Annotated in this window: 21 protein-coding genes; 8 read left to right on the top strand and 13 right to left on the bottom strand. The window is 44.7% G+C overall.

The window, feature by feature from the left end; all coding sequences use genetic code 11:
• Positions 1–165: 165 nt before the first annotated feature.
• The 3 genes from ACRD7P_RS05805 to ACRD7P_RS05795 all read left to right on the top strand — a co-directional run bounded on the left by ACRD7P_RS05805 (position 166) and on the right by ACRD7P_RS05795 (position 4,530).
• Complete coding sequence (locus ACRD7P_RS05805) at positions 166–1,776, top strand: hypothetical protein (protein ID WP_430906572.1); 1,611 nt, start codon at positions 166–168, stop codon at positions 1,774–1,776.
• A gap of 291 nt (positions 1,777–2,067) precedes the next feature.
• A complete protein-coding gene (locus ACRD7P_RS05800) occupies positions 2,068–3,480 on the top strand; it encodes a pyridoxal phosphate-dependent decarboxylase family protein (protein ID WP_430906571.1) in 1,413 nt (470 codons plus the stop codon).
• Between the two features lie 204 nt (positions 3,481–3,684).
• Positions 3,685–4,530, top strand: coding sequence for a helix-turn-helix domain-containing protein (locus tag ACRD7P_RS05795; RefSeq protein ID WP_430906570.1), 846 nt, complete (start codon positions 3,685–3,687; stop codon positions 4,528–4,530).
• A 51-nt stretch (positions 4,531–4,581) separates the two neighbouring features.
• On the opposite strand, the gene ACRD7P_RS05790 is transcribed toward ACRD7P_RS05795, so the two are convergent.
• Both ACRD7P_RS05790 and ACRD7P_RS05785 read right to left on the bottom strand, forming a co-directional pair.
• A complete protein-coding gene (locus ACRD7P_RS05790; protein ID WP_430906569.1) occupies positions 4,582–5,130 on the bottom strand; it encodes a carboxymuconolactone decarboxylase family protein in 549 nt (182 codons plus the stop codon).
• Positions 5,131–5,793: 663 nt separating this feature from the next.
• Positions 5,794–8,583: an SdrD B-like domain-containing protein gene (locus ACRD7P_RS05785; RefSeq protein WP_430906567.1), complete on the bottom strand. Its 2,790-nt coding sequence runs from the start codon at positions 8,581–8,583 to the stop codon at positions 5,794–5,796.
• 653 nt (positions 8,584–9,236) lie between these two features.
• Between ACRD7P_RS05785 and ACRD7P_RS05780 the strand changes: the two genes are divergently transcribed.
• Together ACRD7P_RS05780 and scpA are read left to right on the top strand one after the other, a co-directional pair.
• Complete coding sequence (locus tag ACRD7P_RS05780) at positions 9,237–10,616, top strand: methylmalonyl-CoA mutase subunit beta (protein WP_430906566.1); 1,380 nt, start codon at positions 9,237–9,239, stop codon at positions 10,614–10,616.
• 45 nt (positions 10,617–10,661) lie between these two features.
• Positions 10,662–12,794 (top strand): methylmalonyl-CoA mutase, encoded by a 2,133-nt coding sequence (gene scpA, locus ACRD7P_RS05775; protein ID WP_430906564.1) that lies wholly within the window; start codon positions 10,662–10,664, stop codon positions 12,792–12,794.
• 229 nt (positions 12,795–13,023) lie between these two features.
• On the opposite strand, the gene ACRD7P_RS05770 is transcribed toward scpA, so the two are convergent.
• Positions 13,024–13,362, bottom strand: coding sequence for a hypothetical protein (locus ACRD7P_RS05770; protein WP_430906563.1), 339 nt, complete (start codon positions 13,360–13,362; stop codon positions 13,024–13,026).
• Between the two features lie 481 nt (positions 13,363–13,843).
• Here ACRD7P_RS05770 and ACRD7P_RS05765 point away from each other — a divergent pair, with 481 nt between their 5' ends.
• A complete protein-coding gene (locus tag ACRD7P_RS05765) occupies positions 13,844–14,008 on the top strand; it encodes a hypothetical protein (RefSeq protein ID WP_430906562.1) in 165 nt (54 codons plus the stop codon).
• A gap of 63 nt (positions 14,009–14,071) precedes the next feature.
• Here the strand turns inward: ACRD7P_RS05765 and ACRD7P_RS05760 are convergent, their stop codons facing one another.
• From ACRD7P_RS05760 to ACRD7P_RS05740, 5 genes are all read right to left on the bottom strand, one after another.
• Positions 14,072–14,533 (bottom strand): DMP19 family protein, encoded by a 462-nt coding sequence (locus ACRD7P_RS05760; protein WP_430906561.1) that lies wholly within the window; start codon positions 14,531–14,533, stop codon positions 14,072–14,074.
• Positions 14,534–15,757, bottom strand: coding sequence for an RHS repeat-associated core domain-containing protein (locus tag ACRD7P_RS05755; protein ID WP_430906560.1), 1,224 nt, complete (start codon positions 15,755–15,757; stop codon positions 14,534–14,536).
• A 63-nt stretch (positions 15,758–15,820) separates the two neighbouring features.
• Positions 15,821–16,540: a hypothetical protein gene (locus ACRD7P_RS05750; RefSeq protein WP_430906559.1), complete on the bottom strand. Its 720-nt coding sequence runs from the start codon at positions 16,538–16,540 to the stop codon at positions 15,821–15,823.
• Between the two features lie 262 nt (positions 16,541–16,802).
• Positions 16,803–17,141 carry a hypothetical protein gene (locus tag ACRD7P_RS05745; RefSeq protein ID WP_430906558.1) on the bottom strand — a complete coding sequence of 113 codons (339 nt, stop codon included), beginning with the start codon at positions 17,139–17,141 and terminating at the stop codon, positions 16,803–16,805.
• A 20-nt stretch (positions 17,142–17,161) separates the two neighbouring features.
• Positions 17,162–18,121 carry a hypothetical protein gene (locus ACRD7P_RS05740; protein ID WP_430906557.1) on the bottom strand — a complete coding sequence of 320 codons (960 nt, stop codon included), beginning with the start codon at positions 18,119–18,121 and terminating at the stop codon, positions 17,162–17,164.
• A 407-nt stretch (positions 18,122–18,528) separates the two neighbouring features.
• Between ACRD7P_RS05740 and ACRD7P_RS05735 the strand changes: the two genes are divergently transcribed.
• Both ACRD7P_RS05735 and ACRD7P_RS05730 read left to right on the top strand, forming a co-directional pair.
• Positions 18,529–18,834 carry a hypothetical protein gene (locus ACRD7P_RS05735; protein WP_430906555.1) on the top strand — a complete coding sequence of 102 codons (306 nt, stop codon included), beginning with the start codon at positions 18,529–18,531 and terminating at the stop codon, positions 18,832–18,834.
• Between the two features lie 168 nt (positions 18,835–19,002).
• Entirely contained in the window at positions 19,003–19,170 is a 168-nt protein-coding gene (locus tag ACRD7P_RS05730; RefSeq protein WP_430906554.1) for a hypothetical protein, read from the top strand.
• Between the two features lie 207 nt (positions 19,171–19,377).
• Here ACRD7P_RS05730 and ACRD7P_RS05725 read toward each other — a convergent pair whose 3' ends face one another.
• The 5 genes from ACRD7P_RS05725 to ACRD7P_RS05705 form a co-directional block, all read right to left on the bottom strand.
• Positions 19,378–19,701, bottom strand: coding sequence for a DUF5615 family PIN-like protein (locus tag ACRD7P_RS05725; RefSeq protein ID WP_430906553.1), 324 nt, complete (start codon positions 19,699–19,701; stop codon positions 19,378–19,380).
• Positions 19,685–19,930, bottom strand: a complete 246-nt coding sequence (locus tag ACRD7P_RS05720; RefSeq protein ID WP_430906552.1) for a DUF433 domain-containing protein — start codon at positions 19,928–19,930, stop codon at positions 19,685–19,687. Before ACRD7P_RS05720 ends, ACRD7P_RS05725 begins: the two co-directional genes overlap by 17 nt.
• A gap of 98 nt (positions 19,931–20,028) precedes the next feature.
• Positions 20,029–20,298 carry a hypothetical protein gene (locus tag ACRD7P_RS05715; RefSeq protein WP_430906551.1) on the bottom strand — a complete coding sequence of 90 codons (270 nt, stop codon included), beginning with the start codon at positions 20,296–20,298 and terminating at the stop codon, positions 20,029–20,031.
• 198 nt (positions 20,299–20,496) lie between these two features.
• Complete coding sequence (locus ACRD7P_RS05710; RefSeq protein WP_430906550.1) at positions 20,497–21,375, bottom strand: tyrosine-type recombinase/integrase; 879 nt, start codon at positions 21,373–21,375, stop codon at positions 20,497–20,499.
• Positions 21,362–22,297: a tyrosine-type recombinase/integrase gene (locus tag ACRD7P_RS05705; RefSeq protein WP_430906549.1), complete on the bottom strand. Its 936-nt coding sequence runs from the start codon at positions 22,295–22,297 to the stop codon at positions 21,362–21,364. The genes ACRD7P_RS05710 and ACRD7P_RS05705 overlap by 14 nt, the downstream gene beginning before the upstream one ends.
• Positions 22,298–22,314: the final 17 nt, after the last annotated feature.

The following is a 22,314-nucleotide window of genomic DNA, read 5'->3' as shown; positions in this document are numbered from 1 at the left end:
TCACTGTTTTGAATATCCCTGCGCTTCGTAATAAGGGGAACGGCAAAATAAGTATTGAAAAGATACCTATTTGAAATACTGATTTTACAACATATCGGGATGGTCGGTTTTATCCCGAATACCCCTTTGTTCAAAAATTAGCTGTGCTCCTAAAGGCAATGTTATATGATCAAAACCAATTTAAATATTCTCCTTTTTCTGTTGTCGTTTTCGGTTGCCGGGCAAATGGTTACCGAGCAAATGGTAGAAACGGAACGAGCGCGGTGTCCCGCCCCCTACCTTGTCGCCCAGATTGATACGATGCACCGCCAATTGGATTCACTATCGGTATCCGAAATTCATGAGCTTTTTAGCGAAAATGTCACCTATTTTAAAGGAAATAAACAAGAATTACTTTCGCGATTTCAGGAAAACATCGATAATGAGGAAAAACGTTTTGCATCCCTCATAAAAAAATATACCGCAACAGAAGAACAAGTCCTGATAAAAGAGAACATCCTTCCCAATTTGGTAAATACGAACCATTTAAATTACCGTGATACCGTACAGGCAGGCGTCTTTTTTCGGCAAACCTTTGAAGATGGAAAAAGCCTGTTAGCGCCAGTGGTACGTAACAATGGGGCCACCGTCTTTATGTTGCGTACGGAAACACAAGTAAATCCTTTTTACCGTTTAAACTCCGACTCCGAACAAGATCTTACCATTGAGAAGATATATTATCATCATGAAAAGGAGCAAAATGTTCCCATTCCAATTGAAGGGTATAGTTTTCCATTAAATCCTATGGCGGTCCCAAAAATGAAACATGTGGATAGTATTCAAATGCGCTTCGATATTCGCTACCTCACCAAGGTGGACACCGTTCATTTTACCAAAAAGGAGATAGGTGTACAAAAAGGTGATGTTAAGCTGTTACAAATGGATGCGAATTTTATCGCTTACGAATTGCCCTATAACTATTATATGTTCTACAAGGGAAAAGTACTTGAAGAGGCGTATTACAATAAAAAGGGAGAGCGTTTGGAGGAGAAATTCGGTTTGTCAAATAACAGCAACAATACTGCGATAGCGGAATATGATGAACGGCTCGCCAGCCTGGAAAAGATAGCCGACCGTACCAAGGGAATCCAAGATAGGCAAGTGCTTTACCGTACCCTTGAATATTTAGAGCTGAAACGTACCAATGCCTATTTACGTTCAAAGGTAGTAAACAAACAAGCGGTCGAGGGCAATGTGGATTCCTTTACCCTTTATTTGGAAAACCGTCGCGATTCCATCTCATTTTCCGCGATGTTGCGCAATCGCCTTCCGGATAAAAAGTTATATGACCTTGTATTAGAGGACAAAACAGAATTTAGGAACAAGGCCGGTGCCCTTCAACTTAGCATCCCTTTTAAAGTCAAATTTGTAAACGCCTCAATGAACGTCAATCGCCACCAGGTATACTTTTATAAAGATGGTGAACGGCATTACGAAAAAACATACTATTCCTTGGATTCCGAAAACAAAACATACCAAAAACTACCCTATACGGAAATACAATTTCTATGCCCGGCAATCGTTTGGGCCAAACATCCCGAAAAAAATGGCTTACAACTATTGAGCAGTGGCGAACATAAATTACTATCCGAAAAAGTGTTTATCAATTATAGTTATGGCGATGTCATTGAAGTATATACGGAAGAGGGCACCTTTTATCTTTTGAATCAAAACGGACAGCCCATTTCCATCGATACCAAAACGAAAGTCACGGCGATCCGTTTGGAAAAAAAATAAAGGACACTTGGGTATGGCGGAGACCTACCCGAACGGGAACATATCCAAAGAGGAAGTATTGTCCCGTATAGGCAAAATTGAAGGCCGAAACAAGGATGAACGTGATTGCGATATCGGATAAAAAACAAATACCTTCGTTCTTGATTTAGCAAATAACCTCGGGGCAAGCCCACGAGACATTAGAACGAAAATTACCATTGATTTCGACGCAAGCGTCGGAGCATTTTAAATCTCGATTATCGAGTAAAACCACCGCTTTTTCGATAGCACCCGTTTAAACGTTAGAACACTATGGAACTACAGGAAAGAATGTTTGGGGAATTGACCGACAAAACACTTTTTGAACAGGCCAAGGCATATGCATTTGCGTATATGGACCAAGTACCGGAGATGCGCGTTTTTCCCTCTAAGACCAGTCTAGAGGCCATGAACATTTTTGACGAGGCACTACCTGTGGAACCGGTAGCGGCCAAAACCGTTTTACAACAACTTCATGAGTATGGTGGCCCCGGAACCATTGCACAAACTGCCGGGCGGTATTTTGGCTTCGTCAACGGAGGGGCCGTACCGGTCTCGTTAGGGGCAAAATGGTTGGCCGATGTTTGGGACCAATGCGGGGGGCTCTATCTTACCTCTCCCGTAAATGCGAAATTGGAAAGTGTTTGCGAACGTTGGCTAAAGGATATTTTTGATCTTCCGAAACAGACCGTTGCCGGTTTTGTTAGCGGTACGTCAATGGCCAATTTATGTGGTATCGCCGCGGCACGGTTCCATTTGCTTCAAAATTTGGGTTGGGACGTCAACGAAATGGGGTTGAACGGGGCGCCACCCTTACGTATTTTGGCGCACGACCAGGTGCACGCCAGCGTAAAAAAAACCTTGACGATGCTGGGGTACGGAAACAAAAACATCGAATGGCTCCCTTCGGATGCGGAGGGGCGACTGGTTTTAGAAAAAATGCCCCCTTTGGACAGCAGTTGTTTAGTGCTGTTACAGGCGGGAAATGCAAACACCGGTTCTTTTGATCATTTCGATGCCATTTGCCAAAAAGCCGAAGAGGTGGGTGCCTGGGTCCATATTGACGGCGCTTTTGGCCTTTGGGCCGCGGCGTCAAAGTCGTTATCCTATCTGACCAAGGGCATGCAAAAGGCATCATCATGGGCGGTGGACGGACACAAAACCTTGAACACCCCTTACGATTCGGGTATTATCCTATGCCGTTATCCCGATGCCCTGATCAGTGCCCTACAGGCCACGGGAGAATACATCCTCTATAGCAATCAACGCGACCCATTGCTGTATACGACCGAACTATCCAAACGTTCGAGGGCCATTGAGTTATGGGCGACCATGAAATATCTCGGTACATCCGGTATCGATACCATGGTAACAAACTTTCACCATAGGGCGCTACAGCTAGCGGAAGGGTTGGCCGAAAACGGTTTTAAAATCATCAACGAGGTCGTTTTCAATCAAGTTTTGGTCGGAACGGAAAGTGACGACACCACCAAAAGCATCATTGGTCGTATTCAAGAATCCGGTGAATGCTGGGTAGGCGGATCCGTTTGGCAACAAAAAACGGTCATACGGGTGAGCGTTTGTTCTTGGGCCACTACGGAAAAGGATATCGAACGAACGATAGCGGCATTCGTTAAAGCAAAGAAAGAGGTCGCCCTGGAAACGAAAAACGGAAAGACCTTCTAGTGGGACTTCGACCGTATTCCAATCAATTCATGGGAAACAAGGTATTATTGGAACAGTTTCAGATTCGATGGAAAAACGCTTACCACTGTTAAAAACATCACAAGGGCATGTACTTCGGGTACACCAATTCCCTTTTTTAGTACTTTGCCAAAATTTAAACGCCGGCAACCCTGGTTGCCGCACACTATAAACGGTAGCCACGCGATGAAACTCGATTACATTAGCCCTAAAGAAGAAAGTGTATTCACCCTGACCAATTTCAACTGCGAACCTTCCATGCAATTGCTTGAAAAGAAAGGTTTTTATAAAATTTTATGGGCCAAAGAGAGGGATACCACCATTATTGTGGACGGATACCGGATGGAACTCCTAAAAAATCAGGTCGTTTTTTGTACGCCTTTGAATATTATGGAGCTTACAAAAGGTTCCGGGCTGCTCGCCATTGTTTTTAATCGGGAGTTTTACTGCATCCGGGATCACGATCAGGAAGTATCGTGTTACGGTTTTCTCTTTTTCGGGTCGTCACTGCCCCCGGTGGTAAGTCTTTCGGAAAAGGAAATAAAATCCTTTGAGGCCCTCTTTTTTATGTTTCGGGAAGAGTTTGAGACCAAGGACTCCATTCAAGGTGAAATGTTGCGGGTATTGCTCAAACGAATGTTGATCAAAGCTACCCGTATGATAAAAAAAGACCAGCATGCAACACCTTTGCAAACGCCACAATACGACCTGGTTCGCCAATACCATGTTTTAGTGGAACAGCATTTTAAGGAAAAACATACTGTCAGCGATTATGCCGAACTCCTTTTTAAATCGCCCAAGACCCTTTCCAACCTCTTCAAAAAAACGGGCGACTCGGCCCCTTTAAAAATCATTAACGAACGTATTATGCTGGAAGCGAAAAGGCTTCTTTTTTATTCCGATAAAACAGCGGAGGAAATCGGTTATGAACTCGGTTTTAACGAAGCGGCCCATTTTTCAAAATTTTTTAAGAACCAGACCGGAGTACCTCCGGCCACCTTCAAAAAAAAACACAAACAACGCTTATCATAAAAGCCCCGAACAACGGTCCGGGGCTTCTGGCAAGTGCAAGCATCGGGGGAACTACACTAATGTATCTTCCAAAATTGGCGCTGCCGGAAAGTCGATTGGCACCAACGTGGTTTTGTGCAGGTAGTTCGAAATCGTTTTGTCCCCTACCAACGAAATGGTATCCACCAAATTCTCCTTTGTCCAACCCGCTTCAAAAAAGCCTTGTAATACCACCTCGTCCGTGCTTCCACGATTCTCTACAATATTTTTCGAAAGTTTCGCCAAGGCATCCAACTTAGTGTCAAAAGTGGCCTTACCGGAACGTAGTTCCAATATTTCGGCATCGGTAAAACCGTTCATTTTTGCAATCGCTGTATGGGCCGCCAAGCAATACTCGCAGTTGTTGACCTGGCTCACCGCCAAATTCACTACTTCTTTCTCTTTGGCTTTCAATGACGTTTTGGCATTGGAGAAGTCCAAATAATTTTTAAGGGCGCTTTCCGAATAGGCGTAAGTCGCAAAAAGGTTCGGTACAAAACCGACCGCTTTTTCCAAATGATCAAAAATAGCTTGGTTATCGGTGGTTACTTCTGCTCTTGTTGGTACTTTGAAATTGCTCATAATCTTTAGTTTATTTTATTGTTAATATGAATAGTGTTGAACTTGTTTTTATTGTTTTGAAAGTTGCTATCGCTCAGCGAAACGGAACCATCGCCTTAGCGGTTTCGCAGTAATAATCGTGATGGAAATGTGTCTCGCAATCGGTTTCATCAATCTTCCTTTGCGTCGTTCTTTTTACTTGCCGACTTAAAAGGGTGATCAGGTTGAAAATGGAAATGGGTTTTGCTCTCATAAACATGTTGTTTTTAATTACATGGCAAAGATGCAGTGAAATCCAAGGGAAGAACATATCGGTTTTTCCCCTTACCTTGTAGATAGTTCCCATAGGGCAGAAAAAGAGAAAAAAAACCAGTGGTTTTGAGCGCGTATTAAGCAAAAAGTAGTACTCGTACAGTAAACCAATATTGTTATGGACAAGCGGTATACCAATTCTAATGTTAAAATACGCAAGTAAAAACCAGGGATTTTGTGGGTAGGCGAAAAAGAAAATCCAAGCATAGCAGTAGCTATGGTTAGATTTTATTTTGAAGCATACACGGAAAAGAACAATTTTTAAGGGGTAATTTAATATCAGAAATGGTATTACGCTCTGGCTTCAAAACAAAAAAACCGCCCCGACCCTTTATGGGTCTAGGCGGTCTTTTTCATTATGGCATTTTAGTATTATTCGACGATCAACTGTTTGGTATCGATCCAACCGTTGCCTTCTGCCTTAAGAATATATACTCCCGTGGCAAGCTGATTGAGTGCGTAAGGAACCATATCCTGTCCTTTGCTAATGGTTACCGTTCGCGGCCGGTGTACCAAACGTCCTGAATTCAATTCGTATAGACTCAAACGCACTTCTTCTCCCTTCGCGGGCAATGCCGCCTTTAAAGCGGTACCCGAAGTTGTTTCGGATGCGAACGATCCGGTATCGGTGTTGATGATCACCTGTACCGTACTACCGCTTTTTGCCGGCATAGGGAATACCGTAGCCACCTTATTGGTAGCGTTCGAACGAATGCCATCGGCGTTACAACCGGCATCCGGGAAATTGAGCACGAACTCATCGGAACCGGTACATCCGTCGGGACTTACCCAACTGATGCGATAGGTTCCAAAATCATTTTCCTGCAAACCATATCGAGCAACATAGTTATTGAGCGGTTCTTCCGCTTTTCCACGTACGGACACTCCACCGTTTACAAGTTCATAGGTAAATACCCAATCGGTGAAAAGAGAGGCATCTTCGTAGGTTACGCCATCTCCGGGCATCACCAAACGAATGATCAACGCATCACCCAAACAGGCGGCGGTTTCGTTGCCCGGAGTATAAATACCATCGGTATCACGCGGACGGATTTTATACTGTACTTCCAATTGTGGACAAGTTGTGGTCAAGCCGGCATCGATGCTTACATCATCCCCATCGGTCACCGTAAAACAGTCCGTAGTACCTTGGGCATTGACATTGGAGTCCAATAAGGAATCTCCCCCGGCACTTTGCTCGGTAAACGAATAGTTTTCCGGAACATCGTCAAAAACGATGTAATACGAACCTGGGCACACCTCAAAACTGTAGTAGCCATCATTACCGTTGCTATCGGTAACGGTAACCGTTCGATCTATGGCTTCACCTTCGCAGCTAAATAGGCTTACCGTAACGGCATTGCGTCCGTTTTCGTTCGCATCCTGTATGCCATCGCGGTCGGTATCTACCCATACATAGTCGCCTATAAGTAGGGTTCCCGTTACGTTGATCTCGGCACCGGCTACATCAAGGACGGCGCAAATATCGCCCCCTCCCTGTCGCAACAGGGCGTTCACTTCAAAACCTGTAGTCTGGCCAAACACGATCACCGTCGCCGGATCAAAGGTATTGGGATATACGAAAGTATGAATGGTATACTTCCCTATTTCGCTGACCTTAAACTCGGGTACGTCCGATAAGGCCTGAACCGTTAACGCGTCCCCTTTGGTCAATACATACCCTTGTATATAATCGGCAGGCACCTTTGCGGTACCATCGGCTTGCGCGCTTATCATAATCATTTCTTCATCCAAACACACTCTGTCATCCGTGGCCGTCAACATACCGGTCTGTGGATCTGACAGGCTCACCGTAACGGTATCCATTGCTTCACAATCCGCACAGTCCAAGGCGACCACCTTATAGGTTCCGCTTTGGTCTACCGTAATGGTCGGGGTATTGGCTTCCCCTACGATATTCCCATCTTCGGTCATCCATACCCATTCCATGGTCTCTTCAAAATCGATCGGGGTACAGTCGCCCAATTTTACGTTTATATCACCATTTTCATAATAACCGTCGCCACCGCTCAGCATAAGCCATCCCGAAGCGCCAAAACCGTTACGGGTTACATCGGCTCCATTGCCCAACTGAAAGGCAGGTCCTTTACGGGTCACCTGAAATGTGCCGTGCAATTCCGATACCACGGTACCGGTAGTAGTGCTATAATACACCCAGTCGGAAGTGTCGTGCGGAGTACACCAGTTTTCTTTGGGACTATCCATTGGAGGACTTACGGTATATCCTGAAAATGTAAGTTCTACCGTTACCGTATCCGTTCCATTGGAACCTACGGCGGAATAGGCTGCCGTACCATCGGTTTTGGTTACAAAGGAAGAACTGCTGGTAACAAAACGATTGTCGATCGGGTTTTCCAACCAAACCTCTTCAATATTTTCTCCATTTGTTCCACACTTGGCGCTTTCTTCAATGGTATAATCACAGGCACTGGCACAACGGGAAGCATCCTTCACCGCAGCGGTCAAGGTTACAGATTCGCCGCTGCATAGGGATACATCCGCTCCCGCATCGACCGTTATCGTACATAGCCGTTCACATTTGCCCAATTGAATGTTTACATCACCAGTGGTATAGTAGCCATCGCCACCTTCCATGTAAAACCATCCGGAAGCACCAAAACCAGCTCGGGTCACATCGGCACCATCACCCAATTGAAAGGCCGGGCCTTTGCGACTAATGGTGTATGTGCCATGCTCCTCGGAGGTTACCGTGCCTTCGGACGTGGTCCAATACACCCAATCCTCGGTATTGTGCGGTGTACATTCATTTTCTTTTGGACTATCCTGTGGCGCAACAGTAGTATACTCGGAAAAAACCAGGTCTACCGTTACGGTATCGGAACCGTTGGAAACAACAGCGTAATATGTGGCCGTTCCGTTATCATAAGTTATAAAGGAAGCGGTCTCCACTGTCGAAAAGTAGTTTTCGGCATTGTTTTTCAACCATACCTGGGCTACGTTTTGATTGGAACATCTTGGCGATTCCAAAATTGGATATTCACATCCACCGACCGCAGTATCGGTGTAAGGTACAGGTTCGGCGGGACTTGTCACGCCTGCCGCCATCATGGGCAGATAGGCCGACAGCGCCATAAGGCCAAAAAGCCTTTTTACGGTAACATTAAGGTAGTTTTTCTTCATTCGTATGTTGGTTTACGGTTAATTTTTTTTGAATTCGGACACCTGCCAAGTATGACCATAGGGACCCTCGGCAAAACGGTAAAAGTGCTGGTAACGATATAAAACGTTAGAAGAAGTGGGTAACGGTCATAACATGCATAGGTCATTCGATTTAGGGGTGAAACATCAAAGTAACGTACTTTTCAATAGTGGGCCGTAACAAAAGTTAAGAAATCGTTAAACCGCAAGTATTTGTCTTCGAACGGCTTTTCCGAGCTCCATTTTGTAAATGGAATCTTTTCTGCAAATCCACCTTGTTTCCGTCAATAGCACGTTTTTTTCGGTGAACGACCAAAGCACTTCTTTCAATGGTAAGGGAGTCGCTTCCCGACCGCATTTCCGGGTCAGCGCACGAAAAATTGAAACCGAAAAGGGTAATAATACCAATTAGCCATTGGTATAACGTGGCTTCCAAAAAAACCTAATACAAACCTACATGCAGCAAGCCATATCCCTGTAAAACAAATGGCTATCCCAGGATACTCCGATAATTCAAACACGAGACCCGGAAGGCTTACGACTTCCTTACCAAACGGAAACCACCTTGAAATAATCCCAGATCGGGCCGACTAAATTTATGCTATAAAGCGTATCTTCATCACAAACTTTTTACCATGGAACCTTCTCCCCTATTTGACGATTTCGATGCGGTTTCGGCCAAGGCCTGGAAGCAAAAAATCCAGTATGGGCTCAAAGGTGCGGACTATAACGATACCCTGGTATGGGAATCTCCCGAAGGCATAAAAGTGAAACCTTTTTACAGTAACGAAGATCATAAGGACCGGCAAAGGCTTCTCAAGGCCGCTCCCCGGCCCTGGTCCATCGGGGAAACCATTTCCGTCACCGAGGCGCTTACAGGAAACCAAAAGGCCCTGGAACTGATCCCAAAAGGAATCGATAGCATACGCTTTGCCGTTGCCGATACGACCCTTACGGCGAAAGCACTCCTTAAAAACATTACCGCGCTAAAATCCGTTTATTTTAGTTTTGATACCTTATCACAGGAACCCATTCAACAAATAGCCGAAATCGCACAAAAGCAATTTCCACAAGTGCATTTGCAGTTGGACCCTATTGGGAATTTGGCCCGAGAGGGGAATTGGTTTTTCGGCAAGGACAAGGATTTTGCATTTTGCGATGGTATTGCCACATCGGCACCCAAGGAGTTCAACGGTAGCCTGTTTTCCGTGGACGCTGCACTTTACCAAAATTCGGGGGCGGATAGAGTGCAGGAACTTGCCTATGCCCTTTCCCACGCCAACGAGTACTTGTTGCGCAGTGCACGGCACCCCGAGCGGCGAATTACCTTCCGTATGGCCATTGGGGGCAATTACTTTTTTGAGATCGCAAAATTTAGGGCGCTCCGCCTCCTATGGCGAACATTGGCCAAGGACTATGGCATAGCGGCAGATTGCCATATTACCGCCGAACCCAGTAAAAGAAATAAAACGGTATACGCCTACAATACCAATATGTTGCGTACGACCACCGAGTGCATGTCGGCCATATTGGGCGGGGCCGATACCGTGTTCAATAGCCCTTATGATACCCTTTATCACAAACGAAACGCGTTTGGGGATCGTATTGCCCGTAACCAATTGTTACTGCTCAAGCACGAAAGCTTTTTTGATGGCTCCTACGATCCCGTTGCGGGCAACCATTACCTGGAGACCCTCGTACGCCAAATGGCGGAAAAAGCCTTGTTGCTTTTCAAACAAATTGAAGCTTCCGGAGGCTTTTTAAAGCAACTGAACGACCATACCATTCAAAGAAAAATTGCTGAAAGCGCCCAAAAATCCCAAAAGCGTTTTCATACGGAAGAAGAACTATTGGTGGGCACCAACCGCTACGCAGCCCAACAAGAACGAATGAAAGGGGAATTGGAGGTGTACCCTTTCGTACAAAAAAGACCGCGCAAAACGTTGCTACCGCCCCTAGTGCCCAAACGCTTGTCGGAAGCCTTGGAACAGGAACGATTACAACAAGAGCAATAATGCCCATTTCCCTTTAAAACAGGATAAAACCACCATGGTCCGCTTATGAAACGTAAAGACGTACAACATCTGGAACTATCTTTTGATGGCGAAAACGGCCAGGAACCCCGACCGTTCGAACATGAGGCCTTTGCAGCGGGGTTCCCGCCCTTTTTAAGGGGGCCCTATCCGACCATGTACGTGCAACGCCCTTGGACGGTGCGGCAGTACGCGGGGTTTTCCACGGCCGAGGAAAGCAATGCTTTTTACAGACGTAACCTGGCGGCGGGCCAAAAGGGTCTTTCGGTCGCATTTGACCTGCCCACCCATCGCGGGTACGATAGCGACCACGAGCGGGTGATGGGAGATGTTGGCAAAGCCGGTGTTGCCATAGATTCCATTGCCGATATGAACATCCTGTTTGATAGTATTCCATTGGATAAAATGTCGGTTTCCATGACCATGAACGGGGCGGTTTTGCCCATAATGGCCTTTTATATTGTAGCGGCGGAGGAACAGGGTGTCGCTCCCGAACAGCTTTCCGGCACCATACAAAACGATATTTTAAAGGAATTTATGGTGCGCAACACCTACATTTACCCCCCCTCGCCCTCCATGCAGATCGTAGCGGACATTTTTGAATACACCAGCCAGTTTATGCCGCGATTCAATAGCATCAGCATCTCGGGCTATCATATGCACGAAGCGGGGGCCACCGCCGAAATTGAACTGGCCTATACCCTCGCCGACGGATTGGAATATGTACGTACCGGATTGGCCGCAGGGCTCGATATCGACAGCTTTGCCCCGCGACTGTCCTTTTTCTGGGGCATTGGTATGGACCATTTTACCGAAATTGCCAAGCTGCGCGCCGGCCGTCTGTTATGGGCCAAACTGATGCGACAGTTCGCTCCCAAAAACGAAAAGTCCCTCTCGTTACGTACCCATTGCCAAACCAGTGGTTGGAGCCTGACCGAACAAGACCCGTTCAACAACGTGGCCCGTACTACCATTGAAGCCGCGGCAGCGGTATTCGGGGGCACCCAAAGCCTTCATACCAATGCACTGGACGAGGCCATAGGCCTTCCTACCGATTTTTCGGCACGGATCGCACGGGAAACGCAGCTCTTTTTACGGGAGGAGACCAAAATCACCAAAACCGTGGACCCCTGGGCCGGTAGTTATCATGTAGAGGAACTGACCGATACCCTGGTGCAAAACGCCTGGCGATTGATTCAGGAAGTAGAGGAACTCGGCGGAATGACAAAAGCCATTGAGGCCGGTATCCCAAAAATGCGGATCGAGGAGGCCGCGGCACGCAAACAGGCGCGGATCGATACGGGGGAGGCGCCCATTATCGGGGTGAACAAATTTGCGCTGGAGGAAGAGGACGACCTTGTCATTTTAGAAGTGGACAACAATGCCGTACGACGAAAACAACTGGAACGGTTGGACCGGATCAAAACCGAAAGAAACCCGGCACAGGTTGCCCAAACGCTACAAAAGCTGGAAGCCGCGGCAAAGGCCAAAATGAAGAAAAGTGAAGACCAAAAAGCCGTAGCGCCAGATGGGACCGAAGGAAACGGAACAAACGCTCCGCAAAACGATGGAAATTTGTTAGCTTTAGCAATAGCGGCGGCAAGGGCCAGGGCCACATTGGGGGAAATCAGCCTTGCCCTGGAAAAAGCCTTTGGAAGGCACACCGCCGATATTAAAACGATTTCAGGAGTGTATTCCAAAGAAAGTAAAAACAATGCCGCTTTTCAAAAGGCACAGGCCCTAGCCGATGCCTTTGCGGCCGAAGAAGGACGACGCCCGCGTATCCTGATCGCCAAAATGGGACAGGACGGCCATGATCGTGGTGCCCGGGTGGTGGCCACGGGCTATGCCGACCTGGGTTTTGATGTGGATATCGGCCCACTTTTTCAAACCCCGGAAGAAGTGGCCAACCAAGCCATAGAAAACGATGTACACGTATTGGGGATTTCCTCCCTCGCGGGAGGACACAAGACCCTAGTACCCAAAGTCATTGAAATTTTAAAGGACAACGGTCGTGAGGATATTATGGTCATCGTAGGGGGCGTTATTCCCCGACAGGACTATGATTTTCTATTTAAAAACGGTGCCGTAGCCGTTTTTGGACCAGGAACCAAAATTCCGGAAGCCGCAATACAGTTGTTGGAGATTTTGATGGGGTGATGTTAACGCTCCGCCAAGATTTTAAAATAGTCTTGTCGCATAAGCCTATTTATCCCATAAACCGTTGCAAAACAGACAAAATATGGCCCCACCCTATTATGGGATATCTAGTTTCTACCGATACCACCTTAAAAATACAAAAGCTACGATTTAGTATCGTAGCTTTCAGTTTAGTGTATTTGCTTACTCGGTATGCCGCTAGTCACGGACTAGCGGTGGCGGGGGGAATCTAATCTTCTTCCGACTCTAAAAAAATATCTTGTAAATCAACATTAACTTTTTTTCCTTCGTATTCTAGAATAAAATCCCTCTCTTGTCCTTCTAGGAATGTAACTCCATCTAAAACTGCAAAAATATTAGACACAGTATCTACCTCAACCTGACGAAGTATCTGATAGAAAACACTCTTCTGCGAATCGCTTAGTAAACGAAAAAATGAAAGAGCGTTTTTCCAATATAAATCAGTGACATCATCAACATTAGTTGTTTCAAACAAATCTTTATAAATATTTAGATTTTCATTTATTACTAACTCCTTAATACTGTTGACAAATTCTTCTGGTTTCATTTATTTATTTTTTCAATCACGGTAAAGTTACTTTTATTTCATAAATGCCTTTGGGTACATTTCTTTGTTCATCTTTATTAACTGTTGCAAGGCATTATTAGGAATATTAGGATAAACCCTTCTAAGCTCGAGAATATCTCTAGCTATAACTTTGCGTGGGGTTGGATTTCTTATGTTTCTAGTGCTTCTCGATACTATCCCCCTAGCCCCCCACTACCGCCAGTTTGCAAATGGTGGCGGCAGAGTGGGCTTAAAACAATGATCAAATCCTTCCATCCCCTTTTTCTTTTCTGAAATGATCTTAACGCACGCTCCGACAAAATTTCAAAATAGGCTTGTCAGTGAACACCTCGATACTTTAAACCGCTTCAAAACTGACAAAATACGCAACTGCTTTATAATAGAATATATGGTTTCTGCTCATACCACCTTAAAAACATAAAAGCTACGATTTATTATCGTAGCTTTTAGCTTATTGTTTTTGCTTACTCGGTACGCCACTAGTCAAAGACTAGCGGTAGCGAGGGACAAACAGGCGCAGGAACTGGACGAGGAAGAAAGCTCCATGATCTTCAAGATGATCGATTCGTTCCTTACAAAAAAGAAGTTCAAGGACTTTTTCAACAAAAACGTAGCTTCGCTTTAAGGCATAAAAAAGCCACGACATTGCTACCGTGGTTTTCTATTCTATTTTCAAATTGATATTATATCACTTTTTTAAAAAGTCGATCAGTAGCGGTTCGATTTCTTCTGAGGAATCGTAAAATTTTTCATCAAGAACCCCTAATGGCTCATATAAATCATCGCCATCGAACAAATTGTTGATTCTCTGATTAATCAAATCAGCTATGAATAACTCGTCACTTATTTTGGAACTGTTAACCGTATCATATGCTTGTCGCAATAGTTTGGCTTTGTTTAAAGCATTTATTTCCTCCAAACAAGAGATAGTTTTTAACGCAAATTGACCATAGCCTGCATTACAAAAGTATTGATGGAACCCACCATTGATAACTTGATCGTGCAGAACAACGACCATATAAGTTACCTTTGATTTAATTGGGAGTCCCATAATATATTCATACCATCTTGGATTAAGGGAATCTAACCATTCTTCCTTAATTCCCTCGACTGCTTCACGGTATGCTTTTTCTACTATATTTGATTCCATTCAATTCACTTTTTTAAATGCATTCGGATATGTTGATTTGTTCAACTTAATAAGTTCTTGCAATGATTTATTTGGCACATTCGGATACACCCTTCTCAGCTCAAAGATATCTCTTGCCAATACTTCTCTTGCGTTTTTAAACCCTGATGTTTTTGTTGATAATCTCAAATTATCAACTTTTCTAATATGACGGGCATATGGCACTAAGATAGATGGTGCAGTCCTATAATTATAATTTGGGATGAACTTTTTCATAGCAGCTGCTTGTCCAACATGATGAATTGTCAATGGCGCGTTACCTTTTAAAGTATTCGCAGCCCCCACTTTCCATAAATTCCCAGCACCACCGGCAGCGCCACCTACTTTTACAGGGCCTACGGCTAAAGCGGATGCGTAAGCCTGCCCTTGGCCCATTGTGTTTCCAAATCTATCCTCCCCAGTAAATGCATATGAAATTACATCCCATGCATTTGCAATCGGGTTATACCTGTTAACCTGATCCATTCCATACATAAGGTTATCATGGAAACTACCACTGCCATCACCACCATAATACCTATCATACCATTTTGTACTATAAACTTGGTCTCTTATTGCCAATGCAGCACCAACATGCGCAACGCCGACCCAAGGACTATTGGGGTCTCTGGTCACAGTAACACCTGGGAGAGCCGTAGAAGAGCCTGGAGAACTGTTAAAAGAAGTATCACTGCTCGAATAACCAACATACCCGCCATCATTGGTATAAAAACCTGAATGGTTATCATTGTACCAAGTAGTCCCCGAACTACTTCTATTGTAAATGTCCATCAACACACTCCGCTCGATTAATCCATACGGGTCGTTGAAAGATATAGGATTGTTATAACCAAACCTATAAGGTGTATAGTCGGGCCGTACTTCTGCAAGTGGGTCGACAACATTGAACCTACCTATGGATGGTTCATATTGCCTAAAAGTCATTTCGGTAACATTCAACCCTAGAGCCTGTTCGTTTTCTTGGCCGTTAAACTTCCACTTTTGTACAGTAGAATTACCCGAGGGAGATACTGTACCATTATACCCTTTATGTAAAAATCCGAAGGGGTAATAATTGTTTTCTTCAATAATCTCCGAGCTATCAACAGTGCCATCGTTGTTTTCATCCTTATATAGCAAGCGAGCATTGGCCAAATGATCAGAATATTGAAAAATATAATCATATCCTCCTGAGGCATCAGGCACTACATAACCTTCTTCATGACCAAAGAATTGTAATTGGTCATTCTCATAGACATACCCAAACGCCTAGTCTGTTTCGGCACCGTTACTAATAGTCTTTTTTAGTTTTGTACCAGTGACATCGTAAACATAATCTATTGTACCATCGTTAGCATTACCGTTCACGGTAATCTTGGTGGGCAGGTTCAAATGATTATAGATTATGGAGGTTATTCCCTTGTTGGCGTTCGTCAAAAGGTTTCCGTTGGCGTCATATGTATATTCCGTCGCAAGTTCGGCACCATCCACAAAGCCAGTAACAGCACTTGCGGTTATAGCATCATCGATAGCTTTCAATTGGTTTCCCGTATAGGAATAGGTAAGGTTGTCCATTACCCCGAAGGTAGTAACGTTTACATCTGTATACCCGTTCCTTTCAAGATTCTGGATATTTCCATTTTCGTCATAGGATATTCCCGTTAGGCTATATCTATTATCCTGTGTGTTATCGATTCCAGAGGTAATTCGGTTCAGGGCATCGTAATCGTAGGTATAATATTTTAAAGAACTATCGTCTGCATTGGCCGTTCGCCATCGTGTTTCGGAGATGTTCCCGTTGTATAAAGGAACCACTCCGTTTTGGGGCTCATTATAGCTTATCCCGAAGGGATAATAGTTGTTCTCCTCCTGTATCTCCAAATCTGGGTTAGAGGCAGTACCCGCGTTCTTATAGGAGAGCCGTACGTTCCCTAAATGGTCCTTGTATTGATAAATATGGTCGTAGCCGCCATTGGTCTTGGGCTCCACATAGCCTTCAGGACGCTACGAAGTTGCAAACTTCGCAGAGCGGGAATCCTCACCATACAGAAGCTGCCCGACAGTGATAGGGAGCATATACTGTTCGCCCTTGACGCTTTGATCAGGGATGCCAAGGCAAGATTGGCCTACTCATAAAAAAACCACGACATCAATACCGTGGTTATTATCCGGTTTTTAGTCTTACTCTTATTACTCATAACGCTACGAAGTTGCAAACTTCGCACAGCGGGATAGATGCATAAGATATCTTCTAAGGAACCGCCTGTTTGTTTTGGTAAAATTTAATTTGCTCATCAATTCTTATCGGCTCATTGTTCAATTTTCGATGTAAAGAGGTGTATAAAATATTGCCTATATATTCTATATTTTTAATATTATTTGAGTAAAAATATTCCTTCAAAAGAGGATCATCAATATCACCAGTAAAGTGATACGAGTTCAAAATTTTTACTTCATTTTGTTCTCTAAAAATCTTCAACTCTTCTTCTGAAAAATCTTTTTGTAGTTTATCAATTGCATCTATCAAAGGATCGTGCTGATTACCACAACTCAACACGAAAAACATCAACAACAAATATGTTATTCTCATATACTAGTTAGTTTACTAAATTAATCCACACGATTTACCCTAACTCCATTACCCTTATTTCTTCTTAATCTTCCATCAATTACCCCCCGATTATGGTCGTACTTTCTTATTTCTTTATTTGGCCCTACCATATAAACTGGAATGTTCTTCTTCCTTGAAATTCCCTTATCTCCTCCTCCTAACATATTCTCCGGAGAAAATTTATTAGAACCTTTTCCATGAGTATGTGCTGTACCACTAAGTGTTCCGGGCATTTCGGTTACTATAGTTTCCCCTCCCAACGAAACTTTAGGCCCAACCATTTCATCCATATCCAACTCTCTCACTGTAACGCCTAGTTTATCAACCTTTTTTGTTCCAACTAATTTAGGTGTTAATATTGAAACCGTTCCGCCCCCCTCTAACTCTACGTCATAAATCTTGGCACCAATTTCAACATCTGCGGCATAGGACTCAGCAAAGTTTTCTTTTAGGAAACTTGTCGCAGCTTCATCAGTATTTTTAAACCCCTCAAAACTACTACTATTTAAGGTGCTACTCGCAGCTGCCCTCTCCTCCGATGAAAGTTCTGTATTATTTGCTGTATTCACAAGTCTTTGGGCTGAATCAGCACCATCGGTATTGTGCATCACTCTAATATCTTGATTATCCCCAACTTGACCAATAAACTTACCATCTGCTGCATAAATCCTTTCCAGGCCTTCAAGCTCTCTAGAATCGATAACCCTGTTCTCGGAGAAGTTATAGGGAGATTGGTAACTGTAATCCTCCGCCAACGGATCCACCTGCCAGAACCTTCCGATTGCAGGATCACTTATTCTATATTTCCACTCATGTATATTGAGCCCCAGATCCTCCGTCCATTCCTGACCTTGGAATTGCTTGTAGTCGTTCTCCACTCCGTTGATATTTCCATTGTACCCCTTGTGCTCGAGGCCGAAAGGATAGACGTTTATGCGTTTTTTTGCGTGCCGGCCCACCTTTCACGGGTTGCCCAATAAATTTCCGGTTTTATTTTAAAGAACGTAGCTTAAAGATAGGCTTTTTTCCCGTTAGGCCCCCGCAGGGCAAACCCAGTTTTTTATTGCATAAAAAGCCCCTATGTTTTCCCTGCTCCCTTTGCCTCGGTATGTTACATAAAACAGGTTATAATACTTGCTCGCACCGCCAATGCCGTAGTTATAACCGGTTTTATGTAAAATACTCCCTGCACCCACGCTGCCGACGCTTTTTTGAACAAGTTTGTGAAGAAGGTATCATTTTAAAAGCTGTCGGAACTCATCCGCATCGGCCAACCCCTTCCGCCAACTTTTAAAACGTCATAAAAAAATTAAGGTTTTTTCCCATGAATAGATTACGCCGTAATATTGCCGTTAAAACAAGAACTATGAGAATAGCAGATTTGAACAACTATGTGAAGTTCGTATTCAACCAACAGGATGCCGACTTAAATTTTGTGACAACGGATATCGAAGTACTGAAAGAAGTGGTGCCTGTTAACGAGTTAAAGATTGGCAATAAAATCAACGCCTTCGATGACGAGGAATATGAGGTTGTTGACATTTATGTAAAGAACATAGATGACCACACCCGTGATGAAAATTATGGTTTCAACTTAGAGCATGGTCAACCTAAAGGAACCATAAAAGAGACTTTATTGACTATTGTTGTAACGTTAAAGAAAGTCGGGTAGAACATTTTAAAGAAGAACGATTTAGAGGCTGGTGGTGCGCAGGGAATCGGTCTTTTTTAAAATGATGGCCAAGCGGCCACGGAGCGTCCCGCAACGCTAGGGAAGCCTTCTACCGAGGGATTCGGCATGTACTGTATTGTAATATCGTCCCTTAAAAAGTGCTGTTAGATGCCTTTTCCAAGCCCTGCGGCGTTTGAGCGCTATAAAGGCGCAGCCATAGCGAAGCGCCGAGGCCGACGCAGCTGTAACGGCAAGCCACGCATTGCCACAGATGCGCCACAAGGGTCTTTGGTTCCGATTCCCCTTAAACTACTTTTTCCCAAAGACCCGCAGTAGGTCGAGGCATTAGCGGCTGAGCCCAATGAAGTGGCGATGGATTTTTCGTGGCGGGGTTTTTGCATAAAAACCGTGACACGGACAAAGACAGTAAAGCCACGGGTGAGCGTAGCCAAGCGGTGGCGGCGCAAGCTTTTTTTAAGGACGCAGGACGTAAAAAAGTTGTGCACAGAGGGGCGCAGCGAACACCTTATTACCGCCCGTTGACTATTCGATGATGATGAGTCCGGGAGCGGTTTCACCTTCCAAGACCTTTTCTACTTTGGCGACGAAGGGCAACAGGGTATCATAGCGGGTATCGACGGCATCGATCACCAAAAGGCTTACACCGTACTTTTCAAGGTTCTGTTGGTGGCTCATGTTCTTGTCCACGCTCAACAGCAGGGTCATTCCCTTTTGCTCCATCTTTTGCAAGAGGTCGCCGTTCTTGATGCCGCTCCATCCCATTTCGGGTACGGTCAACACTTCATGTGCCTCGCTGAATCGGTATTTGAGTTTCCTCGGGATGTTCTCGTCAAGCAGCAGTACCATTGTCCATTTCGATTTCGGTAAGGTAAACGGATAGCAGTTCCAACACTTTTTGGGCAAAGTTCTTCTTTACCGTAGGGTAGTTCTCCAAGAACTCCTGTATGTTGTCGCCGCCCTGTAGATAATCGAACAAGATCTTTATCGGAACCCTCGTACCCTTGAACACAGGGGTGCCACCCAAAATATCGGGGGATACGCTCACATATTTGTCCAAGGCATTCTTAAGGTTCATTTTTTTGTTGCTTTTGTTTATGCTTTTATAAAGATACAACTTCCGTTCCATTGTTTTTACTGTTTTAAGGGGACGGCCAGCGACCGCCCCCGATGTGTTCAATGTTTGAGCCATTCGGCCAGTCCGTCCAGTTCTTCCTGTGGATAGCCTGCCAATAATATCCGACACAGCCAGTACATGCTATGTTCGGCCTCTTTCCTTTGGTCGTCGTCCAATTGTGTGAGCATAGCGATTCCATTTAACAACGCCTGTTGCATATAGCCTAGTTCGCTAAGGTCTGCAATGGCAAGTTTGATATAATTTTCCTTGGTGTCCGGGTCTTGGTACAGCGTATGTACGTACCTTTCGGTAAATTCTTGTAGATTCATGTTGTTATACTTTAAGGGTTAAAAATACCCACCGTAGCTTTCCTTCTGCGTATAACGGCAGTACAGGAGTTTCCTTTACCTGTAAGCGTAGTGGGATTTTGTAAAAATACACTTTGTTGTTATCTGTGTTATACTTTTAAGGAATAAATGTGTATTGTTCTTTTATGGACTTCTGATGTATATCATTGCATATCTTTTTTAGTTAATGGGATGGAAGTTGTTCACGATTTCGTGTAGGTTTTCCAGATCGTCCTGCAAATACCTTTCGGTGGAACTGATGTAACGGTGTCCCGCCAAGTATTGTGTTTTTCTAAGATTGTATTGCCCCAACCACAAGGTGATCACAGATGCCCGTATCTGCTTGGCACTTATGACCTTTTGGTTGTACTTTTTCAGTTTTTTTATGATGGTATGTACAAAGATGAACCTATCGCCATAGGGGAACAGATGATCGCTGTCTTGGGTGCGCTCCATCAGTTTGTCCCTGATGTCGCTTAGGTATTCGGCGAGTTCCATGATCTGCCACGGTCTTAGTTCCAGTTCACGTCCGTTGCTCCTACGGCTGCCCGACACGTACAGTTTGCCCTTATTGAGCTTTAGGTTTTCCAACCGTAGGTGTTTCAGGTCTTTGGCATGCAAGCCTTGATAGACCATAAAACCTACAATGATCTTGTCCCGTTTGGCGGTATAGGTGTGGTAGATTTCCTGTTTGCCCGTGGTTTCAAAAGAGTAGTACAGGTCTTCCAGTTCCTCGGATTCCAACAGGTCGTAATGGATGCTCCGTTTTTCGCCCTTGACCCGTATATCGGCAAGCGGGTTGTTACTACGGTTCCCTTCTTCGATCAGATAGTCCAGATAGGTCTTGATACGCCTTAATTTGTGGTTGACGGTCTTTTTTTTGTTGCCCTTTCGGGTAAGGTGCCTTACGTATTTCAAGCAGGTTTTGTAATCGATGGTTTCGGCTGTGGTTCCGTTTCGCTTGCACCACTTTTCAAAGTGCTTTAGCAACCGTAGGTTTCCCTTGATGCTAATGGGGCTATAGTTATGTTGTTGCAGATATTCCTTATACGTTTTCATGTTCCAATGTCTTTAACAGATGGGTATATAGCTGTGTGCTTTCCAACGAGGCATGCCCCAAAAAGGTCTTGATGCTCTCCAAGGGTACGCCCCGTTGAAGCAGATGGGTGGCGATACTGTGACGCAGGGTATGCGGGGTAATCCCTTTGGCTATGATGGTACGGTTTTCCGAAGCGGCAACGATGGCCTTTAACCGTAGGGCAATGCTTGTCCCGTCCAACCTTCTGCCCAATCTGCTGACCAAAAGGGCTTCGCCCATGTGGCTGTCGGTGAACTCAGGACGGCCTTCAAAAATGTAATCTTCCAGTATCCGAAGGTTGTAACCGTTCAGCGGTACAAAACGTTCCTTATAGTTCTTGCCCTTGCGCACGTAGAGCCGTTCCCTGTCAAAAAGCACATCGCTTACATCAAGGTGTACCGCTTCGTTCCTTCGTAGGCCGCAACTGTACAGTACCGTTAGTATGGCCTTGTCCCGCAACCTGTAATGTTCGTCGTCATGGCTATAACCTGTCGCCATAAAAAGTTCCTTGATCTCGGCTTGGGTCGGGATGTTGGTCTTTTCCTCGGTGGGGTTCCGTTCCGCTTTCAAGTGGATGGTAAAACGGTTGTTCCCGTGTTGTCGCAGATAGTCCCTGAACTTTTTCAACGCCTGTTGGTGCTTGTTCAGGTACGCCTTGCTCAATGCCCCGCTGCGCCGTTCGTTACTTCGCCGTTGCAGGGTTTCGTAATATTCACTTATCGTTCTTGTGGTGATTCCGTCCAAGTGTCGGATGCCCCGTTGCTCTGCGTAATAAAAAAACTCCTGTAAGTGGTTGGGCAGATAGTACACCGTACTTTCGGCATAGCCCAACACGTCCAGCCACTCCCTAAAAGAGGTTACCAGTTTCCTAAAGCCTTCGTTATGTAATTTCAGTTTCTTCATTTTCTTTTCTTACGGGC

The organism is Maribacter sp. 2-571 (assembly GCF_050589625.1).
In the GTDB taxonomy this organism is placed as follows: Bacteria; Bacteroidota; Bacteroidia; order Flavobacteriales; family Flavobacteriaceae; genus Pelagihabitans.
This window is presented reverse-complemented; position numbering and strand designations above follow the sequence as displayed.